Here is a 22,594-nt window from a genome sequence, read left to right as displayed (position 1 = left end):
GGGCAGCGGAGGCGGACATGCGGAACAGCCGGGTCGGTATCGTCGGGATCATGGCGGCGGCGCTCGCCGCCATGGGGGCTGGCGCCGCGGGCGCGTCCGAGCGGATGACCGATGGCCTGCTCACCTACCTCGCCCGCATCGCCCTGCCGCCCGAGGCGGTGGCCGTCGTCGAGATCCGCGGGCCCGACGGCGCCCTGGCCGCTGAGGCACGCATCCCGACTGCGGGCCGGCAGGTGCCGATCCCCTTCGCGCTCGCCCGCCCCGAGGGTGAGGGCATGTCGCTTGGCGCCGCCATCTTTGACGGCGGCCGGCCGCTCTGGCTCGGTGGCCCCGTGCCGCTTGGCGCCGACGGCGAGGGACCGGGCGAGATCATGCTCTCGCCTCTGCCGGCCGCGGGCTACCTCCATGTCCTGCGCTGCGGCGCCGAGGAGATCACGCTCAGCCTCGCGGCCGAGGCCGCCGCGATGACGGCGCGCGGCAAGCGGGCGGTGCTCGAGCAGGTGCCCGCCGCGTCCGGCGCGCGCTACGAGGCGCCGGGCGATCCCGGCACCTATCTCTGGCTCAAGGGCATGGAGGCGCTCGCGAGCCTTGGCGGCGCGGAACTCGGTCCCTGCGCGATGGGCGTGCCCCGTGCCGAGCCGCCGCTGCGCGCGCGCGGCAACGAGCCGGGCTGGAACCTCGAGATCGCGCAGGGGCGCCTCACCCTCGTGACCGCCTATGGCGCCGAGCGGCGCGAGGCGGCGCTGCCGATCCCGGTCATCAACGCGGCCGAGACCGTCTACCGCCTCACCGGGCCCGATGCCACGATCCGCGTGTCGACCGCGCTCTGCCGCGACGATGCGACCGGGATGCCGCATCCGCGCACCGTTAGCGTCGAGATGGGCGAGACCCTGCTTCGGGGCTGCGGCGGCGCTCCGGTCGACCTGCTCGCAGGGGGCGAATGGGTGGTCGCGGATATCGCCGGGCGCGGCGTGATCGACAGCGCGCGCGCAACCCTCGACTTCGCCCCCGGCGAGGCGGCGGGCCCCGGCCCGATGGCCGAGGGGCGCGTCTCGGGCAGCGGCGGCTGCAACCGCTACAGCGCGGGCTTCAGACTGACGGGCGAGGGGCTTTCGGTCGGCCCCGCCGCCTCGACCATGATGGCCTGCGCCGAGTCGGTGATGAACCAGGAACGGGCCTTCCTCGATGCGCTGGCGGGCATTGCGGCCTTCGACATCGACGAGACCGGCGCGCTGATCCTCAAGGCCGCGGACGGGCGCAGGCTGCTCCTGGCCCGGCGCGGCTGACGCCCCACCGGCGGACGAAAACGGCTCCGGGGTTGCCCCCGGAGCCGAGACGCGGCCGCCTTCCGTTCAGCTCGCGCTGGTGATGCGCTCGAGCGAGACGTCCTTGCCGTCGCGGATCTCGTAGAGCTCGAAATCGCGGCTCGCCAGCATGCCGTTCGGAAGGAAATCGACCGACGAGCTTGCGCCGTCGTAGTTGACCTCGGCCCCCGCCGCGATCTTCTCGGCGCCTTCGGCATAGGTCGTGACCCGCTCGCCCGGCGCGTTCGAGATGGCGAAGATCGCCTTCGCGACCTCGAAGGGATCGAGATTGCCCGCCTTGGCGATGCCCAGCAGCAGCGTGTTGATCTGATCGTAGCCGGCCGAGCCGAAGGGCCGCTGCACCTGCCCGTTGGGCTCGAGCCCGACGAAGCGCAGATAGGCGTCGAAGGTGTCCTTGCCCACGGGCGGCACCGGGAAGCCGTGCAGGATGCCGTTCGCGGCCTCGCCGACCGCCTCCTTGAACTGCGGGCCGGTCGAGAGCGAGATGGTGATCACCTGCCCCTCGTAGCCCGAGCGGAAGATCTCGCGATAGACCGCCGTGAAGTCGGTCACGTAGGACGGGATGAACACCGCCGGCGGGTTGCCGGCGATCAGCCGCTCGACCTCGGCGCGGTAGGAGGGCTGGTTGGGATTGTAGAGGAAGGGCTCGTTGACGACCTTGCCGCCGCCCTCCTCCAGCGACTGCTGGAAGGTGCCGATCATCGAAGTGGTGAAGTCGTTGTTGATCCCCATCACCGCGATTTCCTTGAAGCCGCGCGCCACGGCGAGGCGCGCGATTGCCTTGCCCCAGGCAGGGTTCAGCGCCTGGAAGTCGAAGAGCAGCCCCTTCTTGTCGCCGGCCGGGATCGACTCGGACGACGAGGTGCACATCTGGATGACGTTCGCCTCCTGGCAGAGCGGCATGACGCCCAGCGTCACCGAGGACGACCAGGTGCCGAGGATCGCCATCACCCGGTCGGCGTCGATGAGTTTCCGCGCCGCCCGGACCGCGACCTCGGGGTTGGTCTCGGAGTTCTCCTGCGTCAGGATGATCTCGCGCCCGTTCACGCCGCCCTGGCTGTTGACGAGCTCGACCACCAGGCGGTGGGCCTCGGCGATCTCGGGGCCGAAGGGGCTGCCGCCGCCGGTGTTGGGCGTGAGGCTGCCAATGCGGATGGCGTCGCCTTGCGCGAAGCCGGGGCGCGCGATCCATGGCGCGGCGAGCGCGCCTGCGCCCAGCACGAGGGCATGGCGGCGGGTGAAGCGGGGGGTCTTCAGGCTCGGCATGGTCGGACTCCTCTCGGTTGTCATGCGCCCTTTGCGGGCGTCTCCAGTCGGATGCGGGGTTCGGGCAGAAGTCCCTCGGGGCGGAAGCGCACGGTCACGATGATCAGCACCCCGATGAGCGCGATGCGAAGTGCCGAGAGCCGCTCGGCGTCGAGCCCGGGCACGACGCCGGTCAGGAACCGGCTGCCCTCGAGGATCACCATCACCAGCGTAGCCCCCACCAGCACGCCGCGGTTGTTGCCGGTGCCGCCCACGATCAGCGACATCCAGACGCCGATCGCCAGCGCCGTGGTGAAATGGTCGGGCGAGATGTTCTGGACCCAGTGCGCATAAAGCGAGCCTGCGGCCGCCGCCAGCGCCGCCCCCAGCGCGAAGGCCTTGAGCTTGAAGCGGAAGACGTCCTTGCCCAGCGCCGCGGGCACCAGCTCGTCTTCGCGGATCGCGCGCAGCACGCGGCCCATGGGGGCGGTGCGGATGCGCTCGACGATGACGAAGGCGACCACGACCAGCAGCGCCACGAGGCCGAGATAGGCCCAGGCGCTGGCCTCGCGGCTGAGCCCCTCGGGGATCGGGCGGGTCTCGATGGGAAAGCCGCGTGGGCCGCGGGTCAGCCAGTCCTCGTTGAGCGCGAGGAACCGCACGATCTCGGCAAATCCCAGGGTGGCGATGGCGAGGAAGTCGCCCACCAGCCGCGCCGAGAGCCCCGCCACCGCGAGCCCCGCCAGCGTGCCCACCACGATCGCCATGGCAAAGCCCGCGAGGAACGGCATGCCGCCGAGTTCCGTCGTGATGGCGCTGGCATAGGCGCCCAGCGCATAGAAGCCCGCGAGGCCGAAGTTCAGCATCCCCGTCAGGCCCCATTGCAGGTTCAGCGCCAGGGCGAGGACGACGTAGAAGCCGACAGAGGTGAGGATGGCGACGAGATAGGCGGTCATCGGCTCACTTCCTCACCAGCTCGCGCCCCAGAAGGCCGTAGGGCCGCAGCAGCAGCGCCAGCACGATCACGACGAAGCCCACCGCCGCCTTGTAGGACGGGCTCATCACCAGCGCCGTCACCTCCTCGGCCAGTCCCACCAAGAGCGCGCCCAGCACCGCCCCCATGGGCGAACCCACGCCGCCGAGGATCGCGGCCGCCAGCACCGGAATGATCAGCGCCCAGCCGAGCCCGGGCTCGATGGCGAGGTCCACGCCGGCCAGCACGCCGCCCAATCCCACCAAGGCCCCCGCGCCCGCGATTCCCGCGGCATGGATCTTCCCCACCGGCACGCCGCGCACCGCCGCGAGCGTGGGGTCGTCGGCCGCCGCCCGCACCGCCCGGCCCCAGCGCGAGAGCGAGAGCCACAGCATGACGCCCGCGACCGAGGCCGCCGAGACCGCGATCACACCAAGCTGCTCGGGCGCGAGGCGCACCGGGCCCAGCACCCATGGCCGGCTCAGCGGCAGGTCGAAGCCGCGGATCTGCCCGCCATAGCCAAGGCGCAGCGCGTTCTCGACGACCAGCGCGACCGCGATCGAAACCAGCAGCAGCGTGGCGCCTCCCGCCGCGCGCAGCGGCGCATAGGCCAGCCGGTCGGCGAGCCACAGCCCCGCCGCCGCCACCGCCATCCCCCCCGGCGCCGCCAGCCACAGCGGCAGGCCCACGGGCACGTTCAGCGTCCAGCAGGCAAAGGCGCCCAGCGTCATCAGCGCGCCCACGGCGAAATTGGCGAAGCGGAACAGCGCGAACAAGAGTGTGAAGCCCACCGCGGCGGGGGCGATGATCGCGGCCGAGGAAATCGCGTTCAGGATCGTCTGCATCAGGCCGCCCGCCCCAGGAACAAGGCGCCCAGATCCGGCGCGGCCTCGATCTCGGCGGCTGTGCCGGCGGCCGCCACCTGCCCGTCGACCAGCACCATCGCGCGGTCGGCCCGGGCCAGGGCCGCGCGCGCGTTCTGCTCGACGATCAGCACGCCCAGGCCCTCGTCCGCCAGCCGGCGCAGCAGCTCCAGAAGCCGCCCCACGAGCGCGGGCGAGAGGCCCGCCGTCGGCTCGTCCACCAGCAGCACCTTCGGCTCGACCATCAGCGCCATGCCGACCGCGAGCGTCTGCCGCTCGCCGCCCGACAGCCGCCCGGCGATGCGGCGCGAGAACCCCGCCAACTCTGGCAGCAGGCGCAGCACCTGCGCGCGCCGCTCGGCCAGCGCGGGCCCTGCGAGCCAGCCGCCGATGCCGAGGTTCTCCTCGACCGTGAGGCTGCGGAAGATGTTGCGCTCCTGCGGCACATAGGCCGCACCGCTCGCGGCGATGCGCGCAGCGCTCGCGCCCGTGACGTCCTGTCCCATCAGCGTCACACGGCCGCCCATGACCTGCGCGGCCCCGGCGAGCGCCTTCAAGAGCGTCGATTTGCCCGCGCCATTCGGGCCGATCAGCGTCAGCATCTCGCCCGCCGAAAGGCTCAGCTCGACGCCATGCACGATCTCGGCAGCGCCATAGCCCGCGCGCAGCCCGGAGGCTTGCAGCAGCAGGCTCATGCGGCCAGCCCCAGATAGGACTCGACCACGCGCGGGTCGGCGCAGACCGCGTCGAAATCGCCGTCCGCGATGGGCTTGCCGCCGGCCATCACCACCACCCGGTCGCAGAGCCGCCCGATCAGGCCCATGTTGTGCTCGATGACCATCAGCGTGCGGTCGTGCTCGCGCCGGATGCGCGCGATGGTGTCGGTGAGGTGGTCCAGAAGGGCAGGCGCCACGCCTGCCCCCACCTCGTCCAGCAGGATCAGCGGCGCCCCGGTGATGAGGCAGCGCGCGAGTTCCAGGAGCTTCTTCTGCCCGCCCGACAGCGCCCGGGCGGGTTCGTGCCGCTTGTCGGCAAGCCCCACCGTCTCGAGCAGTTCCCCCGCCCGCGCGATGGCCGCGCGCTCGGCCCGGGCCACCGCGGCGGGCCGGACCAGCGCGCGCCACAGGGCCTCGCCCGGCTGGTCGGGGGCGGCGAGCACCAGGTTCTCGATCACCGTGAGCCGGTCGAGCTCGCGTGCAAGCTGGAAGGTGCGCGTGAGCCCGCGCCGCGCGCGGGCGTGGGCGGGCAGCGCCGTCACGTCCTCGCCGAACAGTAAGACCTGCCCGCGATCGGCGCGCTGCACGCCCGACAGGAGGTCGAACAGCGTCGACTTCCCAGCCCCGTTCGGCCCGATCAGCCCGAGGATCTCGCCGCGCCCGACCGACAGCGAGGCTCCGTCCACCGCGACGACGCCGCCGAAGCGCTTGCCGAGCCCCCGCGCCTCGAGCGCGGGGCCGGGTGCGGGGGTCATGCGCCCAGCGCGGCCACGCGCGCGGATGCCTCGACCTCTTCCTCGATCTGCAGCGCGTCGTTGAACTTGTTGAAGAACCCGCACAGCGTCGTGCGCAGCGTCAGCTCGACGATCTGGGCCTCGGTGAAATGGGCGCGCATCCGCTCGAACAGCTCGTCGCGCAGGCGGTGCGGGTCGGTCCAGACTTTCTCGGCGAATTCGGCGACGAGGCGGTCCACCTCCGTGAGGCCCGGCGCGGTGTCCCATTCCAGCAGGCGGTCGATGGTGTCCGGCGCCATGCCCTCGACGGCGAGGAAGGGCTTGTGGTGGGCCACGCAATAGTCGCACTCGTTGAGCTTCGAGACCACGACGATGGCGATCTCGAGATAGCGCTTGGGCAGGGTCTTGGCCTCGCGCAGTTCCATCAGCATGCCCATCAGGTGCCTGAGCGCGGGCGGAACATGGGCGAACACGGCCGCCTGGTTGCGGAACGGGCCGTAGCCCGAGGCGAAGTCCTCGTAGACCTTCGCGAGGTCGGCGGGAAGCTCGTTCGACGGAATGCTGCGGACGCGTGCCATGGATCACCTGTGGTCGGTCTCAGGGAGACGCCATCAAGCAGCCTCGAGCCCCAGCTTGTCCAGTTCCGACTGCAGGAAATTCGCGATCGCGCGCATACCCGTGAGCTTGATTTCAGCCGCGGCCTCGGCGCTCGCGTTGTAGTTGGTGTTCGTGTTCACGTCGTAGACCAGCGGCATGCCGTCCCGGCCGGTGGCGAACTCGATCCCCGCGATCTCGATTCCCGCGATCCGCAGGAAGCGCTCGAGCCGCGCGCGCAGCGTGTCGTCGATGAGCGGGATCACCCTGAAGGCCGGGCGCGCGCGCCCCGGCACCTCGCAGACATCGGCGGGGCACAGCTCGAAGCCGCCCGAGGCGACATGGGCGGCGAGCGCGTCGGCGTTCTCGAACAGCCGCACCCCCAGCCCCTTGCCGCCGCGGTTGGGCTTGAGGATGAAAGATCCGGCGCCGAAGGCCGCGCGAGCCGCCTCGACCAGCCGCTCGCGCCCGACCACCGCCACGGTTCGCGGCGTCGCCACGCCTGCGCGGGCCAGCGCCGCGTACTGGCGCACCTTGCTGATCTCGAGGTCGAGCGCCGCGGGGCCGTTCACCACGCGCCGCCCGTGCTGCGTGAGCCAGGCCAGCGTCGCCGCCGTCAGCTCGGCCGAGAAGCGGTGGCCGCGGGTGTGCGACGACGCGCTCATGCGGTTGTAGAACACGCCCTCGGGCGGCGGGGCCGACAGGTCGATGGCGCGCTCGACCAGGAACCAGTCCTCCCAGTTCGCGCCGATGCCGTCCAGCGCGGCGGCGAGCGGCGGCAGCCAGTCGGGGTTCTCGTGCGACACATGGATGCGGGTCATCGCGCCTCTCCTCGGGCCGTCCGGGATGCCTGCGCCGGCCGCGGCGCGGGCCACGGCAGCGATTGGACGCAGAAATGGGTGAGTCGCGAATGATTTACAACTTCTTCATATTACACGAATAATTTCACGAGATTTATGGTAAAATATGCTCCAACGCCCGACGTCGCGCCCGGGGCAGTCCGACTCCGCCTCAGCCCTCCGGGACCGGCCAGGGCACGCCGGCACGCGCCGCGATCCCTGCGGCCAGTTCGGCCGCGGCCCCGGTGCGGCTCAGGGTGTTCGCGCGCACCTCCTCGGGGTCGACCGCGCGCCGGGCCTCGCCCGCCTGCTGCGCAGCGTACGCGACCGCGGCGGCCACCTCGGCCGCGGCCAGCCGGTCTTCGATCGGCGGCAGGATCATGCCGGGCCCGTCTGCCGACAGCGACTCGGCCCGCCGCACAAGGGCGTCCGCAGCCGCGAGCGCCATGGCGTCGGTGATGCGCCGCGCGCGGGCGTCGAGAACGCCGCGGAACAGGCCCGGAAAGGCCAGCGCGTTGTTGACCTGGTTGGGAAAGTCGCTGCGCCCGGTCGCGACGATCTCGGCGCCGGCGGCCAGGGCATCCTCGGGCCAGATCTCGGGCACGGGATTCGCGCAGGCGAACACGATGGCCCGCGGCGCCATGCCCGCGACAGCCTCGGGCGGAATGGTGCCCGGGCCGGGCTGCGAGAAGGCGAGGCAGACATCGGCCCCCCTCAGCGCCTCGGCGATGCCGCCGGCGATCCGCTCCGGGTTGGTCTCGCGGCAGATCGCCCATTTCTCGGGCAGCGTCTCGCGCGCGGCCTCGATGTCGGCGCGCCCGGTATGCAGCGTGCCTGTGCTGTCGCAGGCGACCATCCGCACGGGATCAGCCCCCGCCGCGCGCAGCAGCCGGCAGGTCGCCATGTTCGCGGCCCCGATGCCGACGAAGGCGATCCGCACCTCCCCAAGCCGCCGGCCCGTCAGCGCGAGGGAGCGCCTCAGCCCCGCGAGCGCCGCCACGGCCGTGCCCTGCTGGTCGTCGTGCCAGACCGGGATCGGCAGGGTCTCCTGCAAGGCTTCCAGCACGCGAAAGCAGGCGGGCGTCGCGATGTCCTCGAGATTGATCGCCCCGAAGCCGGGCGCGATGGCGCGGGCGATGGCGATCAGCTCGTCGGCGCCGCTCGCCTCGACGCAGACCGGCACGGCATCGACGCCGCCCAGCATCTTGAAAAGGAGCGCCTTGCCCTCCATCACCGGCAGCGCGGCCTCGGGGCCGATGTCGCCCAGGCCCAGCACGCGGCTGCCATCGGTCAGGATCGCCACGGTGTCTCCCCGGCCGGTGAGGTCGAACGAGGCCGCGGGGTCCGCCGCGATCGCCCGGCTCACAGCCGCGACGCCGGGCGTGTACCAGAGCGCGAAATCCTCGCTGCCGCCAACCGGCACCTTCGGCGCCATCTGGATCTTGCCGCGAAAGCGCCGGTGCCCTGCCAGCGCACGCGCCGCGATGTCGGCGCCGCGGGGGTCGCCAACGTTCACCGCATCGCCTCCGACAGATACGCCACCGCGGCGTCCGGCGTGGCGATCCGGGGGTAGTCGGCCTCGGGGATGGCGACGCCCAGCCGCTTGTGCAGCGCGGTCACGAGGTTGAGCACGTCCATCGAGTCGAGCCCGAGATCGTCCTGCAGATGGTCGCCGCCCCCGATCGTGTCAGCGTCGAGATCGGGCGCGACGCGCACGAGTTCGGCAAGGAAGGCGGATCTGATCTCCTCGGGTGTCATAGTCCCTCCGGGTCCTGCATGAGCCGGTCGATCCCGGCGAGGAAGCGCGCGCCCTGCCGTCCGTCGCTGGCGCGATGGTCGGCGGCCAGCGTCACGGTGACCAGCGTCCGGGGAACGACCGAATCGCCCATGACCCAGGGCCGCCGCGCGGGCGTCCCGAAGCCCACCAGGGCCACCTGCGGCGGGTAGATGACGCCGGTGAGGCTGTCAGCCCCGCGTTCGCCGAGGCTCGAGACCGTGACGGTCCCGTCAGTCATCTCCGATCCCCTCAGCCGCCCCGCGCGGACGCGCTCGACCAGATCGCGCATCGCCGCCATCAGTGCGTCGAGCGACAGTTGGTCGGCGTCGCGGATCGCGGGCGCGATCAGCCCGCCGCCCCGCATCGCCACCGCGACGCCCGCGTGGACGGCCGTCGCGGGCCGGAAGGCACCGCCCTCGTGATGGCCGTTGACCTCGGGCACCTCGCGCGCCGCGAGCGCCGCGGCCTTAACGAACAGCGCGCCCATCAGCAGGCGCTCGGCCGGCGGGCGCGCGGCATTGCGGGCGGCGAGCCAGTCGGTGGCGGCCTGAAGGTCGATCGTCTGCGACAGGTAGTAATGCGGGATCTCGCGCTTCGAGCGGCTCATCGCCGCCGCAATGGCCGCGCGCATCGCGCCGAGGTCAAGGCCGGGCTTGCCAGGCCTCGATGCGGGCGTTCCAGCCGGCTCGGCGCTGGGGGCCGCCGACGCCGACGCCTCCGCGCTCCGGGCCGCCGCCTCTACATCCGCGATCAGGATGGAACCCCCCGGCCCTGACCCCCGCACCGTGCCGAGCGCGATGCCCAGTTCCACCGCCCGCGCCCGCGCGGCGGGCGAGGATGGCGGCGCGCCCGCGGCGGGCAAGGATGGCTGCGGTGCGCCTGCCACGGGCACGGGCATCGGTGGGCGGGGCGCCGCGGCCGCCTCGGGCGCCGGTCGCGTCGGCGCGGGGCCTTCGTGTGCGGTGGCAGCCGATCGCCCCGCTGTGGCAGGGACCACGCTCTCCCGCGCCTCAGGATGCGCTCCTGGCTCGGCGCTCGCGGGGCCGGCCGCCGCCTCGCCGTCGCCCCGGATCAGCGCCATCGGCGTGCCGACGGGCAGCGTCGCGCCGATGGCGGCGTCGAGGCGCTCGACGACGCCCGCCTCGAAGCACTCGATCTCGATCGCGCCCTTCTGCGTCTCGACCACCGCGATCACGTCGCCGCGGTTCACCCGGTCGCCGGGAGCGATCAGCCATTCGACCAGCTTGCCCGCCTCCATGTCGGCGCCGAGCGAGGGCATGGCGAAGACGCCCATCTCACGACCTCCCCAGCGCGGCCTTCGCCGCCGCGACGATGGCGGGCACCTGCGGGATCGAGGCATCCTCGAGATGCTTGGGGTAGGGGATCGGCACCTCGGCCGAGCACACACGGCCCACCGGCGCGTCGAGCGACCAGAACGCGCCCTCGACAATCCGCGCCGCGATCTCGGCCGACAGCGAGCCGGTGCGCCAGCCCTCGTCCACCACCACCGCGCGGCGCGTGCGCGCGACCGAGCCGAGGATGGTGGCATCGTCGAGCGGGCGCAGCACCCGCAGGTCGATCACCTCGGCCTCGATGCCGTCCGCCGCCAGCGCCTCGGCGGCCTCGAGTGTCTTCCACAGCGAGCCGCCATAGGTGATGAGGCTCAGGTCCCGCCCCGGCCGGCGCACCGCGGCGCGCTCGATCTCGACGGCGCCCGCGTCCGCGGCGATCCGACCCGCGCGGTTGTAGAGCATCACGTTCTCGAAGATCAGCACCGGGTCGGGCTCCTGCAGCGCGGTCCAAAGCATGCCCCGCGCGTCCTCAAGCGTCGCGGGCGCCAGCACCCTCAGTCCCGGAATATGGGCATACCAGCCTTCCAGCGAATGCGAATGCTGCGCCGCCAGCTGCCGCCCCGCCCCGGTGGCCATGCGGATCACCAGCGGCACCCCGAACTGGCCGCCCGACATGTGCCGGATGGTGGCGGCGGTGTTCAGGATCTGGTCCAGCGCGAGCAGGCTGAAATTGACCGTCATCAGCTCGACGATCGGGCGCATCCCCGCCATGGCCGCCCCGATCCCGGCACCGGTGAAGCCCGACTCGGACAGCGGCGTGTCGCGGATGCGATCGGGCCCGAACTCGGCCATCAGGCCCTTCGAGACGGCATAGCAGCCGCCATAGGCGCCCACGTCCTCGCCCATCAGGAACACCCGCTCGTCGCGGATCATCGCGTCCATGATCGCCGCGCGCACGGCCTCGCGGTAGGTGGTCTCGACGGTGTTGCCGGGCTGCGCGGGCGGGGGCGGCGGCGCGGGGCGCGCCTCGGCCACCACGTGATGGGTGAGGTCCTCCAGCGGCTCCCAGGCGGCTGCTTCGGCGAAGGCCACGGCGGCGTCGATCTCGGCCTCGGCCTCGGCCTCGATCCGGGCCACGTCGTCCGCGTGGATCAGGGCGTTTTCCATCAGCCAGCCCTGGAAGCGCACGATCGGGCCCTTGCTGCGCCACGCCTCGACCTCGGCCTTGTCGCGGTAGAGCTGGGCGTCGAACATCGAATGGGCGCGGAAGCGGTAGGTGCGGCATTCGAGGAAGCGCGGGCCTCCGCCCTCGCGGATCGTCGCCACCGCCCGGCGGGTGGCGGATTCGACGGCGACCACGTCCATGCCGTCCACCTCCTCGGCCTCGATGCCGTAGCAGGCGGCCTTGTCCCGGATGCTGGCGACCGATTCCGAGCGCCCAAGCGCCGTGCCCATCGCATAGAGGTTGTTCTCGCAGACGAAGAGGCAGGGCAGCCGCCACAGCGCGGCAAGGTTCATGGTCTCGTGGAACTCGCCCTCCGCGACCGCCCCCTCGCCGAAGAAGCAGGCGGTCACGCGGGCTTCGCCGCGCATCTGGTCGCCGAGCGCGAGCCCCGCCGCCAGCGGCAGCCCGCCGCCGACGATGGCGTTGCCGCCGTGGAAATTCGTGGCCGCATCGAACAGGTGCATCGACCCCCCGCGCCCGCCCGAGCAGCCGCTAGCCTTGCCGAACATCTCGGCCATCACCGTCGTCATCGGCAGGCCGCGCGCCAGCGCGTGCCCATGCTCGCGATAGGTCGCGACCACGCGGTCCTCGGGTTCCAGCACCGGGATCGATCCCACCGCCACCGCCTCCTCGCCGTCGTAGAGGTGCAGGAAGCCGCGGATCTTCTCGCGCGTGTAGAGCTCGGCGCAGCGGTCCTCGAAGCGGCGGATACGGATCATGCCGCGCAGAAGCTCCAGCATGTGCGCGCGCGTGAGGTGCGGCTTGAGGTCGGTGCTCATGTCTCGTCGGTCTCCAGCGTCGAGAGGTCCCCCTCGGGCAGGCCAAGCTCGCGCGCCTTCAGAAGCCTGCGCATGATCTTGCCCGAGCGGGTCTTGGGGAGCGTCTTGCGGAAGGCGATCTCGCGGGGCGCGACCGCCGGCCCCAGCCGCTTGCGCGCATGGCCGCGGATGTCGCGCTCCAACTCCTCGGACGGCTCGAATCCCGGGTTCAGCGTGACATAGGCCTTGACCACCTCGCCCGCGGTCTCGTCCGGCAGGCCGATCACCGCGGCCTCGGCCACCGCGTCGTGCTCGATCAGGGCGCTCTCGACCTCGAAGGGGCCGATCAGGTGGCCGGAGCTCTTGATGAGGTCGTCCGCCCGCCCGACGAACCAGTAATAGCCGTCGCCGTCGCGCATCGCGAGATCGCCGGTCAGGTACCAGCCGTTGGCGAAGCACTTCGCGTAGCGCGCGGGCTCGCCCAGATAGGCGCGCATCATCGACGGCCAGCCGGGCCTGAGCGCCAGTTCCCCGATCGCGCCGTGGCCGAGTTCCCGCAGGCCCCCGTCGGCGCGCGCGACGATCCCGGCCTCGACGCCGGGCAGGGGCTTGCCCATCGAGCCCGGCTTGACGTCCATCGCGGCCGTGTTGGCGATCATGATGCCGCCGGTCTCGGTCTGCCACCAGTTGTCGTGGAAGGGGCGGCCGAACACCTCGCGACCCCAGACGACGGCCTCGGGGTTGAGCGGCTCGCCCACGCTCGCGAGGAAGCGCAGGGCCGAGAAGTCGTGCCCGCGCGCCGCATCCGCGCCCGCGCGCATCATCATGCGGATGGCGGTGGGGGCGGTGTACCAGACCTCGACCCGCTCGCGCGCCAGCGTCGCATACCAGCGCTCGAGCTCGAACTCGGCCTCGTCCACGATCATCCGCGCGCGATGCACCAGCGGCGCGATGATGCCGTAGGAGGTGCCGGTCACCCAGCCCGGATCGGCGGTGCACCAGTAGGTGACGCCCGGCCCCAGTTCCAGCGCGAAGGCGCCTGTCGCGGCATGGGCCGCCACCGCGCCGTGGACATGCACCGCCCCCTTGGGCTTGCCCGTGGTGCCCGAGGTGAAGTGGATCAGCGCCATGTCCTCGGGGCCCGTCGCCACGGTCTCGAAGCGGTCGGGCGCGGCCGCCATGGCGGGCCCGAGCGCGATGCAGCCTTCGGGTGCGTCGTCGTCGGCGATCAGCACGGCCTTGAGCGACGGCAGATCGTGGCGCCACGCCGCCACCTTGCGCCGGTAGAGCGCGCCGGTCGTGACCAGCACGCTGGCCGCGCCGATCTCCATCCGAGAGCGGATCGGCTCGGGGCCGAAGGCCGCGAACAGCGGCGTGAAGGTCATCCCCGCCTTCAGCGTTCCCAGCGCCGCGGCATAGAGGGCGGGCACCCGCCCCATGAGGGCGAACACCCGGTCGCCCGGCTCCAGGCCCAGACCGGCGAGGACGTTCGCGAACCGCGCGGCGTCTGCAGCGAGTTCGGCGTAGGTGAGGTCTCGAGACCCGCCCTCGCGGCCCAGCCAGCGGATCGCGGTGTCGGCGCCGTGGCCGGCCACGACATGGCGGTCCACTGCCTCGTGTGCGATGTTGAGCCCGCCGCCCGGCAGGCCGTCGAGCATCTCGCGCGCGTCCTCCCACGTGAAGCGGGCCCGCGCGGTCTCGGGGTCGGGCAGGCGGGCTGCCCGCCGCTCGGCCTCGGTCTTGTGGATCGTCTCCCAGGCCATCGCGACTCTCCGCCCGCGGCGTTCCGGGCGAAAGACTAGCCCGAGACCGGGGCGCGGCGTCTTGATCGGGGTCAAACCCGTGCGAGGCAGGTCCTCAGCGCCGGATCGCCAGCAGCACGGCACCCGCCACCGCCGCCAGCGCGCCAAGCCGCAGCGGCCCGACCGGATCGCCCAGCAAGAGCCCCGCCGACAGCACCCCCACCACCGGGATCAGGAGCGTGCCGATCGTTGCCGCCGCAACCGGCAGGCGGCCCACGAGCACCACCCAGGCGGCATGACAGGCGACCATCGGCCCCGCGATGTGGAAGGCCAGCACCCACAGCACCGGCGCCGAGGGCAGCGCCGCCTCCCACGGCCGCTCGAACATCAGGGCGCCGACCACCGCCGGCAGCGCGGCCACGCCCACGAGCCATGTGGTGCGCGCGACCGGCCCCATGCCGGGCGCGGCGCCCTTCAGCAGCACGGTGCCGATCGCCCAGGACAGCGCCGCCCCCAGCATGAAGGCGGGCCCTGCGGGCGCGGCCACCAGCCCCACCGGATCCTCGGCGATCAGCAGCGCCAGCGCCCCCATCCCCAGCGCTATGGCGCCCGTGCGGCGCGGGCCGACCCGCTCGCCCAGGATCATGGCCGACAGGATCGCCGCCCAGACCGGCATGGTGAAGGCGATGATCGCGGCCTTCGACGTCTCGGTCAGAAGCTGCCCGAAGGCCGTCAGGAGGTTGAACCCGAACACGGTGAACAGCCCCGCCGCCACCAGCCGGCCTGCCTCGCCCCGCGGGGGGGCGAGGCTCTCGTCCCTGAGCCGCGCGATCGCGGCGAGGCAGGTGGCGCCGGCCAGCAGCGCGACCGCCCGCAGGGTCCAGGGCTCGACCTCGGCGAGGATCGTCTTGACCGCGGGCCAGTTGAGCCCCCACAGTAGCCCGATCACCCCGATCAGCGCGAGATCGCCCATGCCGCCGCCCCTCGCGTCGCCGCGGGCACGCGTGGGGTCGTGGTCGGGCTGATCCTTCATCGGGCGGGGGCTTTCCTTGCGGCGCGCCGGCCGCGCGGGCAAAGTCGCGCGACGACCGTCGAGAATTTCCCCGAGGATAGCATGATCCCGCTCACCGGCTATACCGACCGCCTGTCCGCACGCCCGGGCGAGGCGATCGCCTTCCGCATATCGTCCTCGGGCGAGGGGCCCTATGACGCCCGGCTCGTGCGCATCGTCTGCGGCGACCCCAATCCCGCGGGGCCGGGGCGGATCGAGCACGACCTTGGCCATGTCTTTTCGGGTCGATTCCCCTCGCGGGTGCAGACCCATGACATCGGCTCGATGGCGGTGGTCGAGGCCGGGGTGCAGCCGGCAGGTGCAGTCACGCTCGAGGCCATGGTCTGGCCGACCCTGCCGGGCAGGGGCGCGCAGGCGGTGTTCTCGGCCTTCGACCCCGAAACCGGGGCGGGGGTGGCGCTGGGGCTCGACGAGACCGGCGCCGCGATGGTGGTGATCGGGAGGGCGGGGCAGGCGCCGGTCGCGGTATCGACCGGTCGCCCCCTCGCAACTCGGCACTGGGCGCGGCTCCGCGCCAGCATCGACCCCGCGACGGGCGCGGTCGAGGTGGGGCAGGAGGCGCTGCATCCGCCCTTCGGCCGCCCCGAGGTCGCGCGGGCCACGGGCAGCATCCCGCCGGGTCCCGTGCCGCTGGCGCCGCGCTGGCACATCGCGGCGCTGGGGGTCGATGGCACCGGTCGGTCGGTCCGGCACTTCAACGGCAAGATCGAGGCGCCCGCGATCCTGTTGGGCCTGCCCGCGGGCGTGCTTGGCGACGCGGCGGGCTGCGCGCCGGTCGCGCGGTGGGACTTCTCGCGCGACATTCCCGGCACCGCGATCCGCGACACCGGGCCGAACCGCCTCGACGGCCGCCTCGTCAACCTGCCCGCGCGCGGCATGACGGGGGCCGCATGGACCGGGCGCGAGATGTGCTGGCGCCACGCGCCCGACCAGTATGGCGCGATCCATTTCCACGACACCGACCTCGCCGATTGTGGGTGGGAGACCGATTTCACCTTCACGGTGCCCGCGGACCTGCCCAGCGGCGTCTACGGCATGCGCCTGACCTGCGGGGGCGAGGCCGACACGATCCCCTTCTTCGTCCCCGCCGCCCGCGGGCGGCGCGGCGCCGACCTCTGCGTGCTGATCCCGACCTTCACCTATGTCGTCTACGGCAATTTCGACCGGCCCGACTTCGACGACACCTACCGCGCGCGGGCGGCGGAACTGGGCATGGGGCGGCATTTCCCCTCGGATCACCCGGAATACGGGTTCTCGACCTACAACACCCATTCCGATGGCAGCGGCGTGTGCCATTCCTCGCACCTGCGCCCGCTGATGACGCTGCGGCCCGGCTATCTCAACCAGGTGGACCGGGCAGGCTCGGGCCTGCGGCATTTCTCGGCCGACACGCATCTGCTGGCATGGCTCGACGCGCGCGGCATCGCCTTCGACGTGATCACCGACCACGAGCTCGACGCCGAGGGGCTCGGGGCCATCGCGGGCTATCGCGCCCTGCTGACCACCACGCATCCCGAGTATCACACGGCCGCGACCCTCGACGCCCTTGTCGACTACCGCAACGGCGGCGGGCGGTTCTGCTACCTTGGCGGCAACGGCTTCTACTGGCGCGTCGCCCGCCACCCGGAGATGCCCGAGGCCATCGAGATCCGCCGCGGCGAGGGCGGCATCCGCGCCTGGGCGTCCGAGCCAGGCGAGTATTTCAACGCCTTCGACGGCGCCTATGGCGGGCTGTGGCGGCGGCAGGGGCGCCCGCCGCAGTCGGTTGCGGGGGTTGGCTTCTCGGCGCAGGGCACGTTCGAGGGCTCGCATTACCGCCTCGCGCCCGGCGCCCGCGACCCCCGCGCCGCCTGGATCTTCGAGGGGGTCGAGGGCGAGGTGCTGGGCGATTTCGGCCTCTCGGGCGGGGGCGCCGCGGGCTTCGAGCTCGACCGCGCCGACACCCGCCTCGGCACGCCCGCCCACGCGCTGATCCTCGCGCGGTCGGAAGGCCATTCCGAGCGCTTCGTGCTGGTGCACGAGGAGCAGCTCACCCACCTCGTGACCCTGCCGGGCGAACCCGCGCGCGACCTGATCCGCGCCGAGATCGTCTTCTACGAGACACCCGCAGGCGGCGCGGTGTTCGCGACGGGCTCGATCACCTTCTGCGGGAGCCTGCCGCACGACCGGTTCCACAACCCGGTGTCGCGGATGATGGAGAACGTGGTGCGCCGCTTCCTCGACCCCGCCCCCTTCGCGATGCCGGGCTGAGGCATCAGGCCGTAACGGCGGGGCGGTGTTCGTCGAGGAAGCGCCGCGCCCGCTCGTAGCCGCGCGCGGCGCGCAGGATCGTGGCCTCGGCGAAGGGGCGCCCGACCAGCTGGAAGCCCACCGGCAGGCCGTTCGCGCTGACACCGCAGGGCAGGGTGACGGCGGGCAGGCCGAGGTAGTTGAAGGGCCGGGTGCAGTGGCCCAGATCCTCGGCCCGCACGCCGGGCGCGCCGGCGTCCGCGTCGATCGCCGGCGGCTCGAACGGCCAGACGGGGGCGAGGATCGCATCGACCTCGCCGAACGGTCCATCCAGTGCCGCGCGCAGCAGCCGTGCCCGTCGCCCCAGCGCGGCGAGATAGGCGGGCGCGCTGACGAACAGGCCCGCGGCCATCCGGCCCAGCGTCTCGGGGCCGTAGTCGGCGGCGCGGGTCCCAAGCCAGGCCCGGTGCTGCGTCGCCGCCTCGACATTGATGAGCACGACGTTGAGGCGGTTCGCAAGCTCGATGCCGGGGATCGCGACGCGGCTGACCCGCGCGCCTTCCGCCGCCATCAGATCCGCCGCCGCCCCGATCTGCGCGCGCGTGGCTTCGTCGAGCGGGTCGAAGAAATAGCTCTCAGCGACCCCGATCCTCAGGCCCGCGAGCCCGTCCTCGATGTCCGCCATCAGGTCCACGGGCGGGCGGTGCTGCGACTGCGGGTCGTCCGCGTCGAACCCCGCCATCGTCTGCGTCAGCAGCGCCGCGTCCCGCACGCTGCGGCAGAGCGGCCCCACCGTGTCGAGCGAGCCCGCGAGCGGGAACACGCCCGACCGCCCGATCAGCCCGGCCGTGGGCTTGAGCCCGACCAGCCCGCAGGCCCCGGCCGGCAGGCGGATCGAGCCACCGGTGTCCGAGCCAAGCGCCGCCGGCACCGCGCCCGCCGCCACGCAGGCGCCCGAGCCCGACGACGAGCCCCCCGGCAGATGCGCGGGGTTCCACGGGTTTCGCACGGGCCCCGTGTGGGCGTTGCGCCCGTCCGGCCCCAGCGCGAACTCGACGGTGTTGAGCCGGCCCAGATCGACCGCCCCCGCCGCGTCGAGCGCCCGGATCGCCGTCGCCGTCCGCGTCGCGACATGCCCCCTGAGGATGCGGCTGCCGGCCTCGAGCAGCCAGCCCTCGCGTCCGTAGAGGTCCTTGTGCGCCATCGGCACGCCGGCGAGCGGCCCCACCTCGTCGCCGCGCGCGAGCCGCGCGTCGATCGCGCGCGCCTGCGCCAGTGCCGCCTCGGGCTCGAGCCGGGCGACCGCGTTGAGCCGCGGGCCCACGCGGCCGAGCGCGTCGAGATGCCGCTCGGCCAGTTCCACGGCCGAGACGGCGCGGTTCCGCACCAGGGCTGCGATCGCCTCGACCCCCGCGCCCAGCGTGGCGTCGGCGGGCGCGGGCGCCATGGGCGCGGGCGCAGCACCGCCTCCCGTTGCCGGGCGCGCGGCCTCGGCTGCCAGGGCCGCGGGAAAGACCGAAGGATCGGCGGGCTCGGCCGGGTCGTGCGCCAGCCCCTCGGCTACGGCGCTGTGGCGCGCGGCCATGGCGCGCGCGCCGTCGATCATCGCCTCGGGCACGCCCTGCCGGGCCAGCACCGCGCCCCAGTCGGTCATGTCGGTCATGCGCTCGCGGCCTCCGCCAGTTCCGGGATCTGCCACTCGCGACCGGGGATCGAGGCCAGCAGTTCGCGGGTGTAGGCGTGCTGCGGGTCGGCGAAGACATCGGCGACGGGGCCGTGCTCGACGATCTCGCCCTTCGACATCACCGCGATGGTGTCGCAGACCTGCGCCGCCACCCGCAGGTCATGGGTGATGAAGACGATGCTGAGGCCCAGCCGCTCGCGGATCTCGGCCAGGAGCTCGAGAACCTGCGCCTGCACCGAGACGTCGAGCGCCGAGACCGGCTCGTCCGCCACCAGCACCTCGGGGTCCATGGCGAGGGCACGGGCAAGCCCGATGCGCTGGCGCTGCCCGCCCGAGAACTCGTGGGGGTAGCGCTCGGCCATGTCGGGCTTCAGCCCCACGAGCCCCAGCAGCTCGCGTGCCCGGGCCTGCGCCTTCGCATGCGGCGCGCCTTGCGTCACCGGCCCCTCGGCAATGATGTCGCCCACACGCCTACGCGGGTTGAGAGAGGCATAGGGGTCCTGGAACACCATCTGCACCCGGCGCCGGTAGGGCTTGAGTGCGGCCTTCGAGAGCCCCGCGAGGTCGATCCCGTCGAGGTCGATCACCCCCGCATCGGGTTGGATCAGCCGCACCAGCATCCGGGCGACCGTGGACTTGCCCGAGCCGGACTCGCCCACGATGCCCAGCGTCTCGCCGCGCCTGAGCGTGAAGTCGACATCGCGCACGGCGTGGACCTCGCGCGTCTTCGCGGGCCAGCCGCCCATCCGGTAGGTCTTGGTCAGACCGTCCACCTTCATCAGGCCGCGTGCCTCCGCCCGCGCGCGCGGGCGCGGCGTGAGGCTGGGGATCGCGCGGATCAGGGCGCGCGTGTAGGGCGCCTCCGGCCGGTTCAGGATCTGGTCGGCCTCGCCCGTCTCGATCACGCGGCCGTGCTGCATCACCACGATGCGGTCGGCGATCTCGGCCACGACGCCGAAATCATGGGTGATGAACATCACCCCCGTGCCATGGCGGTCCTGAAGCTCGCGGATCAGACGCAGGATCTGGGCCTGCGTGGTCACGTCGAGCGCGGTGGTGGGCTCGTCGGCGACCAGGACCTTTGGGTCCATGATCAGCGCCATGGCGATCATCGCGCGTTGGCGCTGCCCGCCCGAGAGCTGGTGCGGGAAGGACGCCATGATCCGCGGCGGGTCGGGAAGCTGCACCTCGGCCAGAAGCGCCAGGATCCGCTCGCGCCGCTCGGCTGGGCCGAGGTCGCTGTGGACGATCAGCACCTCCTCGATCTGGCGGCCCACGGTCATCAGCGGGTTCAGCGCCGTCATCGGCTCCTGGAACACCATTGACAGCTGCTCGCCGCACAACCGCCGCCGCTCGGCCCGCGTCAGGGTCAGCAGGTCCTGCCCGGCGAACAGGATCTGGCCCTTCGAGGCGCGCACCCGCGGCTCGGGCAACAGCCCCATCATCGCGCGCGCGGTAAGCGACTTGCCCGAGCCCGACTCGCCCACCACGCAGACGATCTCGCCCGGCGCCAGCGTCATCGACAGGTTCTCGACCGCGTAGGGGCGGTCCGAGCCCGGCGGCAGGCTGACATGCAGGCCGCGGATGTCGATCAGCGGCGCGCTCATGCCTTGCCCTCGCGCAGGCGCGGGTTCAGGGCGTCGTTCAGCCCCTCGCCGACGAGGTTGATGGCCAGCACGGTCAACAGGATCGCGAAGCCCGGGAAGGTGCAGATCCACCACGCCCGGCGCAGCACCGTGCGCCCCGCGCCGACCTGGAAGCCCCAGCTCATCACGTTGGGGTCGCCGAGACCCAGGAAGGACAGCCCCGACTCGATCAGGATCGCGGTCGCCACCATCAGCGAGCCCGCGACTATGATGGGCGAGAGCGCGTTCGGCAGGATCTGCACCAGGATGATCTTCCAGTCCGGCATCCCCATCAGCACGTTCGCCTGCACGAACTCGCGGTTCCTCAGCGACAGGAACTCGCCCCGCACCAGTCGCGCGAGCGCCGGCCAGGACACGACCGCGATGGCGATCACGATCGACTGGATCGAGGGGCTCATGATCGCGACCAGGAGGATCGCGAAGACGAAGGAGGGGATCGTCTGGAACACCTCGGTGATGCGCATCAGCAGGTCGTCGATCCAGCCGCCGTAATAGCCCGCCAGCGCCCCCATCGTGGTGCCGAACACCACCGCCACCAGCGTCGCCACCAGCCCGATCATCAGCGAGGTGCGCGCGCCATGCGCGATCCCCGCCATGACGTCGCGGCCGAGCGTGTCGGTGCCGAACAGCCAGTCGCCGAAGGGCGGCGACATCGGCCGCCCGGCAAGGCTGAACGGGCTTTCGGGGTAGAGCACCGGCGCAATCGCGGCGAGGGCCACCACGCCCGCGAGGATCGCAAGGCCGAACAGCGCCGCCCGGTTGCGGGCGAACAGCCGCCATAAGCGGGCGAGGCGCGCAAGTCGCCCCGGCGCCGCGCCCTGCGGAAGGGTTTCGGAAAGCTCGTTCATCGTGCTTCGATCCTCGGGTCGAGGAAGGTGTAGAGGATGTCGACGGCGAGGTTCACGACCAGCACCAGCATGGCCGACAGGAGGAAGATCCCCATCAGCAGGTTGAGGTCGCGCGCGAACAGCGACTCGAAGGCAAGCTGCCCCAGCCCCGGCCAGCCGAACACGGTCTCGACGATGACCGAGCCGCCGATCAGGCTCGAGACCTGCACCCCCGCCATGGTCACGACCGGCAGGAGTGCGTTCCTCAGCACGTGCCGGAAGGTGATCCGCCGCTCCGACAGGCCCTTGGCGCGGGCGGTGACCACGTAGTCCATCCCTGCCTGTTCGAGCATCGAGGCACGCATCAGCCGCGTGTAGAGCGCGAGGTAGAACAGCGACAGCGTCACCGCCGGCAGCACCAGGTGATGCGCGATGTCCCACACCCGGTCCCAGCCGGTGTGGAAGGCCGCGACCTCCTCCATGCCGCTGGTCGGGAACCAGCCGAGGTTGATCGAGAACACCACGATCAGCATCAGCCCCACCCAGAACAGCGGCGTCGCGTAAGAGACCAGCGCGAGGATCGAGATCAGGTTGTCGCGCCAGGTGTTCAGCCCCGTCGCGGCCAGCAGCCCCAGCAGCACGCCCGAGCCGACCGCGATCACGATGGTCGTGACCATCAGGATCAGCGTCGGCCCCAGCCGGGCGAGGATGAGGTCGATCACCGGCATCTCGTGCCGGAAGGAATAGCCGAAGTCGAGCATCAGCACCCGCCCGACATATTGCGCGAGCTGCAGCGGCACCGGCTGGTCCAGCCCGAACTTGGCGCGCAGCTCGGCCATGTATTCGGGTGTGGCGCTGCCCGCCTCGCCCGCCAGCACGTCAGCGGCGTCGCCGGGCGCGAGCTTGAGCAGCAGGAAGTTGATGATGACGATCGCGAGCAGGATCGGGATCGCCTGCACCACACGGCGCAGGATAAGAGCAAGCCGGCCGGTCATGCTGTCCTCCGCGCGGGCGCCCCGGCCCGATGGCGGGGGGCCGCGGGCGACGGCCCGC

The 22,594-nt window shown here is 72.4% G+C and carries 19 protein-coding genes; 2 read left to right on the top strand and 17 right to left on the bottom strand.

Features of this window, described 5'->3' with window-relative positions:
- Positions 1–17: 17 nt before the first annotated feature.
- Positions 18–1,286 (top strand): META domain-containing protein, encoded by a 1,269-nt coding sequence (locus M1105_RS15100; protein ID WP_249581207.1) that lies wholly within the window; start codon positions 18–20, stop codon positions 1,284–1,286.
- A gap of 66 nt (positions 1,287–1,352) precedes the next feature.
- Here the strand turns inward: M1105_RS15100 and M1105_RS15095 are convergent, their stop codons facing one another.
- The 13 genes from M1105_RS15095 to M1105_RS15035 form a co-directional block, all read right to left on the bottom strand.
- A complete protein-coding gene (locus tag M1105_RS15095; RefSeq protein WP_249581206.1) occupies positions 1,353–2,591 on the bottom strand; it encodes an ABC transporter substrate-binding protein in 1,239 nt (412 codons plus the stop codon).
- Positions 2,592–2,611: 20 nt separating this feature from the next.
- The gene (locus M1105_RS15090; RefSeq protein WP_249581205.1) at positions 2,612–3,526 is read right to left on the bottom strand and encodes a branched-chain amino acid ABC transporter permease; all 915 of its coding nucleotides are present in this window, start codon (positions 3,524–3,526) and stop codon (positions 2,612–2,614) included.
- 4 nt (positions 3,527–3,530) lie between these two features.
- Entirely contained in the window at positions 3,531–4,388 is an 858-nt protein-coding gene (locus tag M1105_RS15085) for a branched-chain amino acid ABC transporter permease (RefSeq protein WP_249581204.1), read from the bottom strand.
- Positions 4,388–5,101, bottom strand: a complete 714-nt coding sequence (locus M1105_RS15080) for an ABC transporter ATP-binding protein (RefSeq protein ID WP_249581203.1) — start codon at positions 5,099–5,101, stop codon at positions 4,388–4,390. The genes M1105_RS15085 and M1105_RS15080 overlap by 1 nt, the downstream gene beginning before the upstream one ends.
- On the bottom strand, positions 5,098–5,877 hold the full coding sequence (locus M1105_RS15075) for an ABC transporter ATP-binding protein (RefSeq protein WP_249581202.1): 780 nt from the start codon (positions 5,875–5,877) through the stop codon (positions 5,098–5,100). The genes M1105_RS15080 and M1105_RS15075 overlap by 4 nt, the downstream gene beginning before the upstream one ends.
- Positions 5,874–6,434 (bottom strand): carboxymuconolactone decarboxylase family protein, encoded by a 561-nt coding sequence (locus M1105_RS15070; protein ID WP_249581201.1) that lies wholly within the window; start codon positions 6,432–6,434, stop codon positions 5,874–5,876. The genes M1105_RS15075 and M1105_RS15070 overlap by 4 nt, the downstream gene beginning before the upstream one ends.
- A 33-nt stretch (positions 6,435–6,467) precedes the next feature.
- Complete coding sequence (locus M1105_RS15065) at positions 6,468–7,271, bottom strand: ATP-grasp domain-containing protein (protein WP_249581200.1); 804 nt, start codon at positions 7,269–7,271, stop codon at positions 6,468–6,470.
- A 190-nt stretch (positions 7,272–7,461) separates the two neighbouring features.
- Positions 7,462–8,805 (bottom strand): NAD(P)-dependent malic enzyme, encoded by a 1,344-nt coding sequence (locus M1105_RS15060; RefSeq protein ID WP_249581199.1) that lies wholly within the window; start codon positions 8,803–8,805, stop codon positions 7,462–7,464.
- Positions 8,802–9,047 (bottom strand): acyl carrier protein, encoded by a 246-nt coding sequence (locus M1105_RS15055; RefSeq protein ID WP_249581198.1) that lies wholly within the window; start codon positions 9,045–9,047, stop codon positions 8,802–8,804. The genes M1105_RS15060 and M1105_RS15055 overlap by 4 nt, the downstream gene beginning before the upstream one ends.
- A complete protein-coding gene (locus M1105_RS15050) occupies positions 9,044–10,360 on the bottom strand; it encodes a dihydrolipoamide acetyltransferase family protein (RefSeq protein WP_249581197.1) in 1,317 nt (438 codons plus the stop codon). Before M1105_RS15050 ends, M1105_RS15055 begins: the two co-directional genes overlap by 4 nt.
- A gap of 1 nt (position 10,361) precedes the next feature.
- Positions 10,362–12,362 carry a pyruvate dehydrogenase (acetyl-transferring) E1 component subunit alpha gene (pdhA, locus tag M1105_RS15045; RefSeq protein WP_249581196.1) on the bottom strand — a complete coding sequence of 667 codons (2,001 nt, stop codon included), beginning with the start codon at positions 12,360–12,362 and terminating at the stop codon, positions 10,362–10,364.
- Positions 12,359–14,104 (bottom strand): acetate--CoA ligase, encoded by a 1,746-nt coding sequence (gene acsA, locus M1105_RS15040; RefSeq protein WP_249581195.1) that lies wholly within the window; start codon positions 14,102–14,104, stop codon positions 12,359–12,361. Before acsA ends, pdhA begins: the two co-directional genes overlap by 4 nt.
- A gap of 94 nt (positions 14,105–14,198) precedes the next feature.
- Complete coding sequence (locus M1105_RS15035) at positions 14,199–15,116, bottom strand: DMT family transporter (protein WP_249581194.1); 918 nt, start codon at positions 15,114–15,116, stop codon at positions 14,199–14,201.
- Positions 15,117–15,197: 81 nt separating this feature from the next.
- Here M1105_RS15035 and M1105_RS15030 point away from each other — a divergent pair, with 81 nt between their 5' ends.
- Positions 15,198–17,405, top strand: coding sequence for a N,N-dimethylformamidase beta subunit family domain-containing protein (locus M1105_RS15030; protein WP_249581193.1), 2,208 nt, complete (start codon positions 15,198–15,200; stop codon positions 17,403–17,405).
- 4 nt (positions 17,406–17,409) lie between these two features.
- On the opposite strand, the gene M1105_RS15025 is transcribed toward M1105_RS15030, so the two are convergent.
- From M1105_RS15025 to M1105_RS15010, 4 genes are read right to left on the bottom strand one after another with little or no spacing between them, the layout of a single operon-like run.
- Complete coding sequence (locus M1105_RS15025; RefSeq protein WP_249581192.1) at positions 17,410–19,047, bottom strand: amidase; 1,638 nt, start codon at positions 19,045–19,047, stop codon at positions 17,410–17,412.
- Entirely contained in the window at positions 19,044–20,675 is a 1,632-nt protein-coding gene (locus M1105_RS15020; protein ID WP_249581191.1) for an ABC transporter ATP-binding protein, read from the bottom strand. The genes M1105_RS15025 and M1105_RS15020 overlap by 4 nt, the downstream gene beginning before the upstream one ends.
- Entirely contained in the window at positions 20,672–21,562 is an 891-nt protein-coding gene (locus M1105_RS15015; protein ID WP_264759651.1) for an ABC transporter permease, read from the bottom strand. Before M1105_RS15015 ends, M1105_RS15020 begins: the two co-directional genes overlap by 4 nt.
- The gene (locus M1105_RS15010) at positions 21,559–22,536 is read right to left on the bottom strand and encodes an ABC transporter permease (protein ID WP_249581190.1); all 978 of its coding nucleotides are present in this window, start codon (positions 22,534–22,536) and stop codon (positions 21,559–21,561) included. The genes M1105_RS15015 and M1105_RS15010 overlap by 4 nt, the downstream gene beginning before the upstream one ends.
- Between the last annotated feature and the right edge of the window lie 58 nt (positions 22,537–22,594).

It is taken from the genome of Thermohalobaculum sediminis (assembly GCF_023487995.1).
Classification (GTDB): Bacteria; Pseudomonadota; Alphaproteobacteria; order Rhodobacterales; family Rhodobacteraceae; genus Thermohalobaculum; species Thermohalobaculum sediminis.
This window is presented reverse-complemented; position numbering and strand designations above follow the sequence as displayed.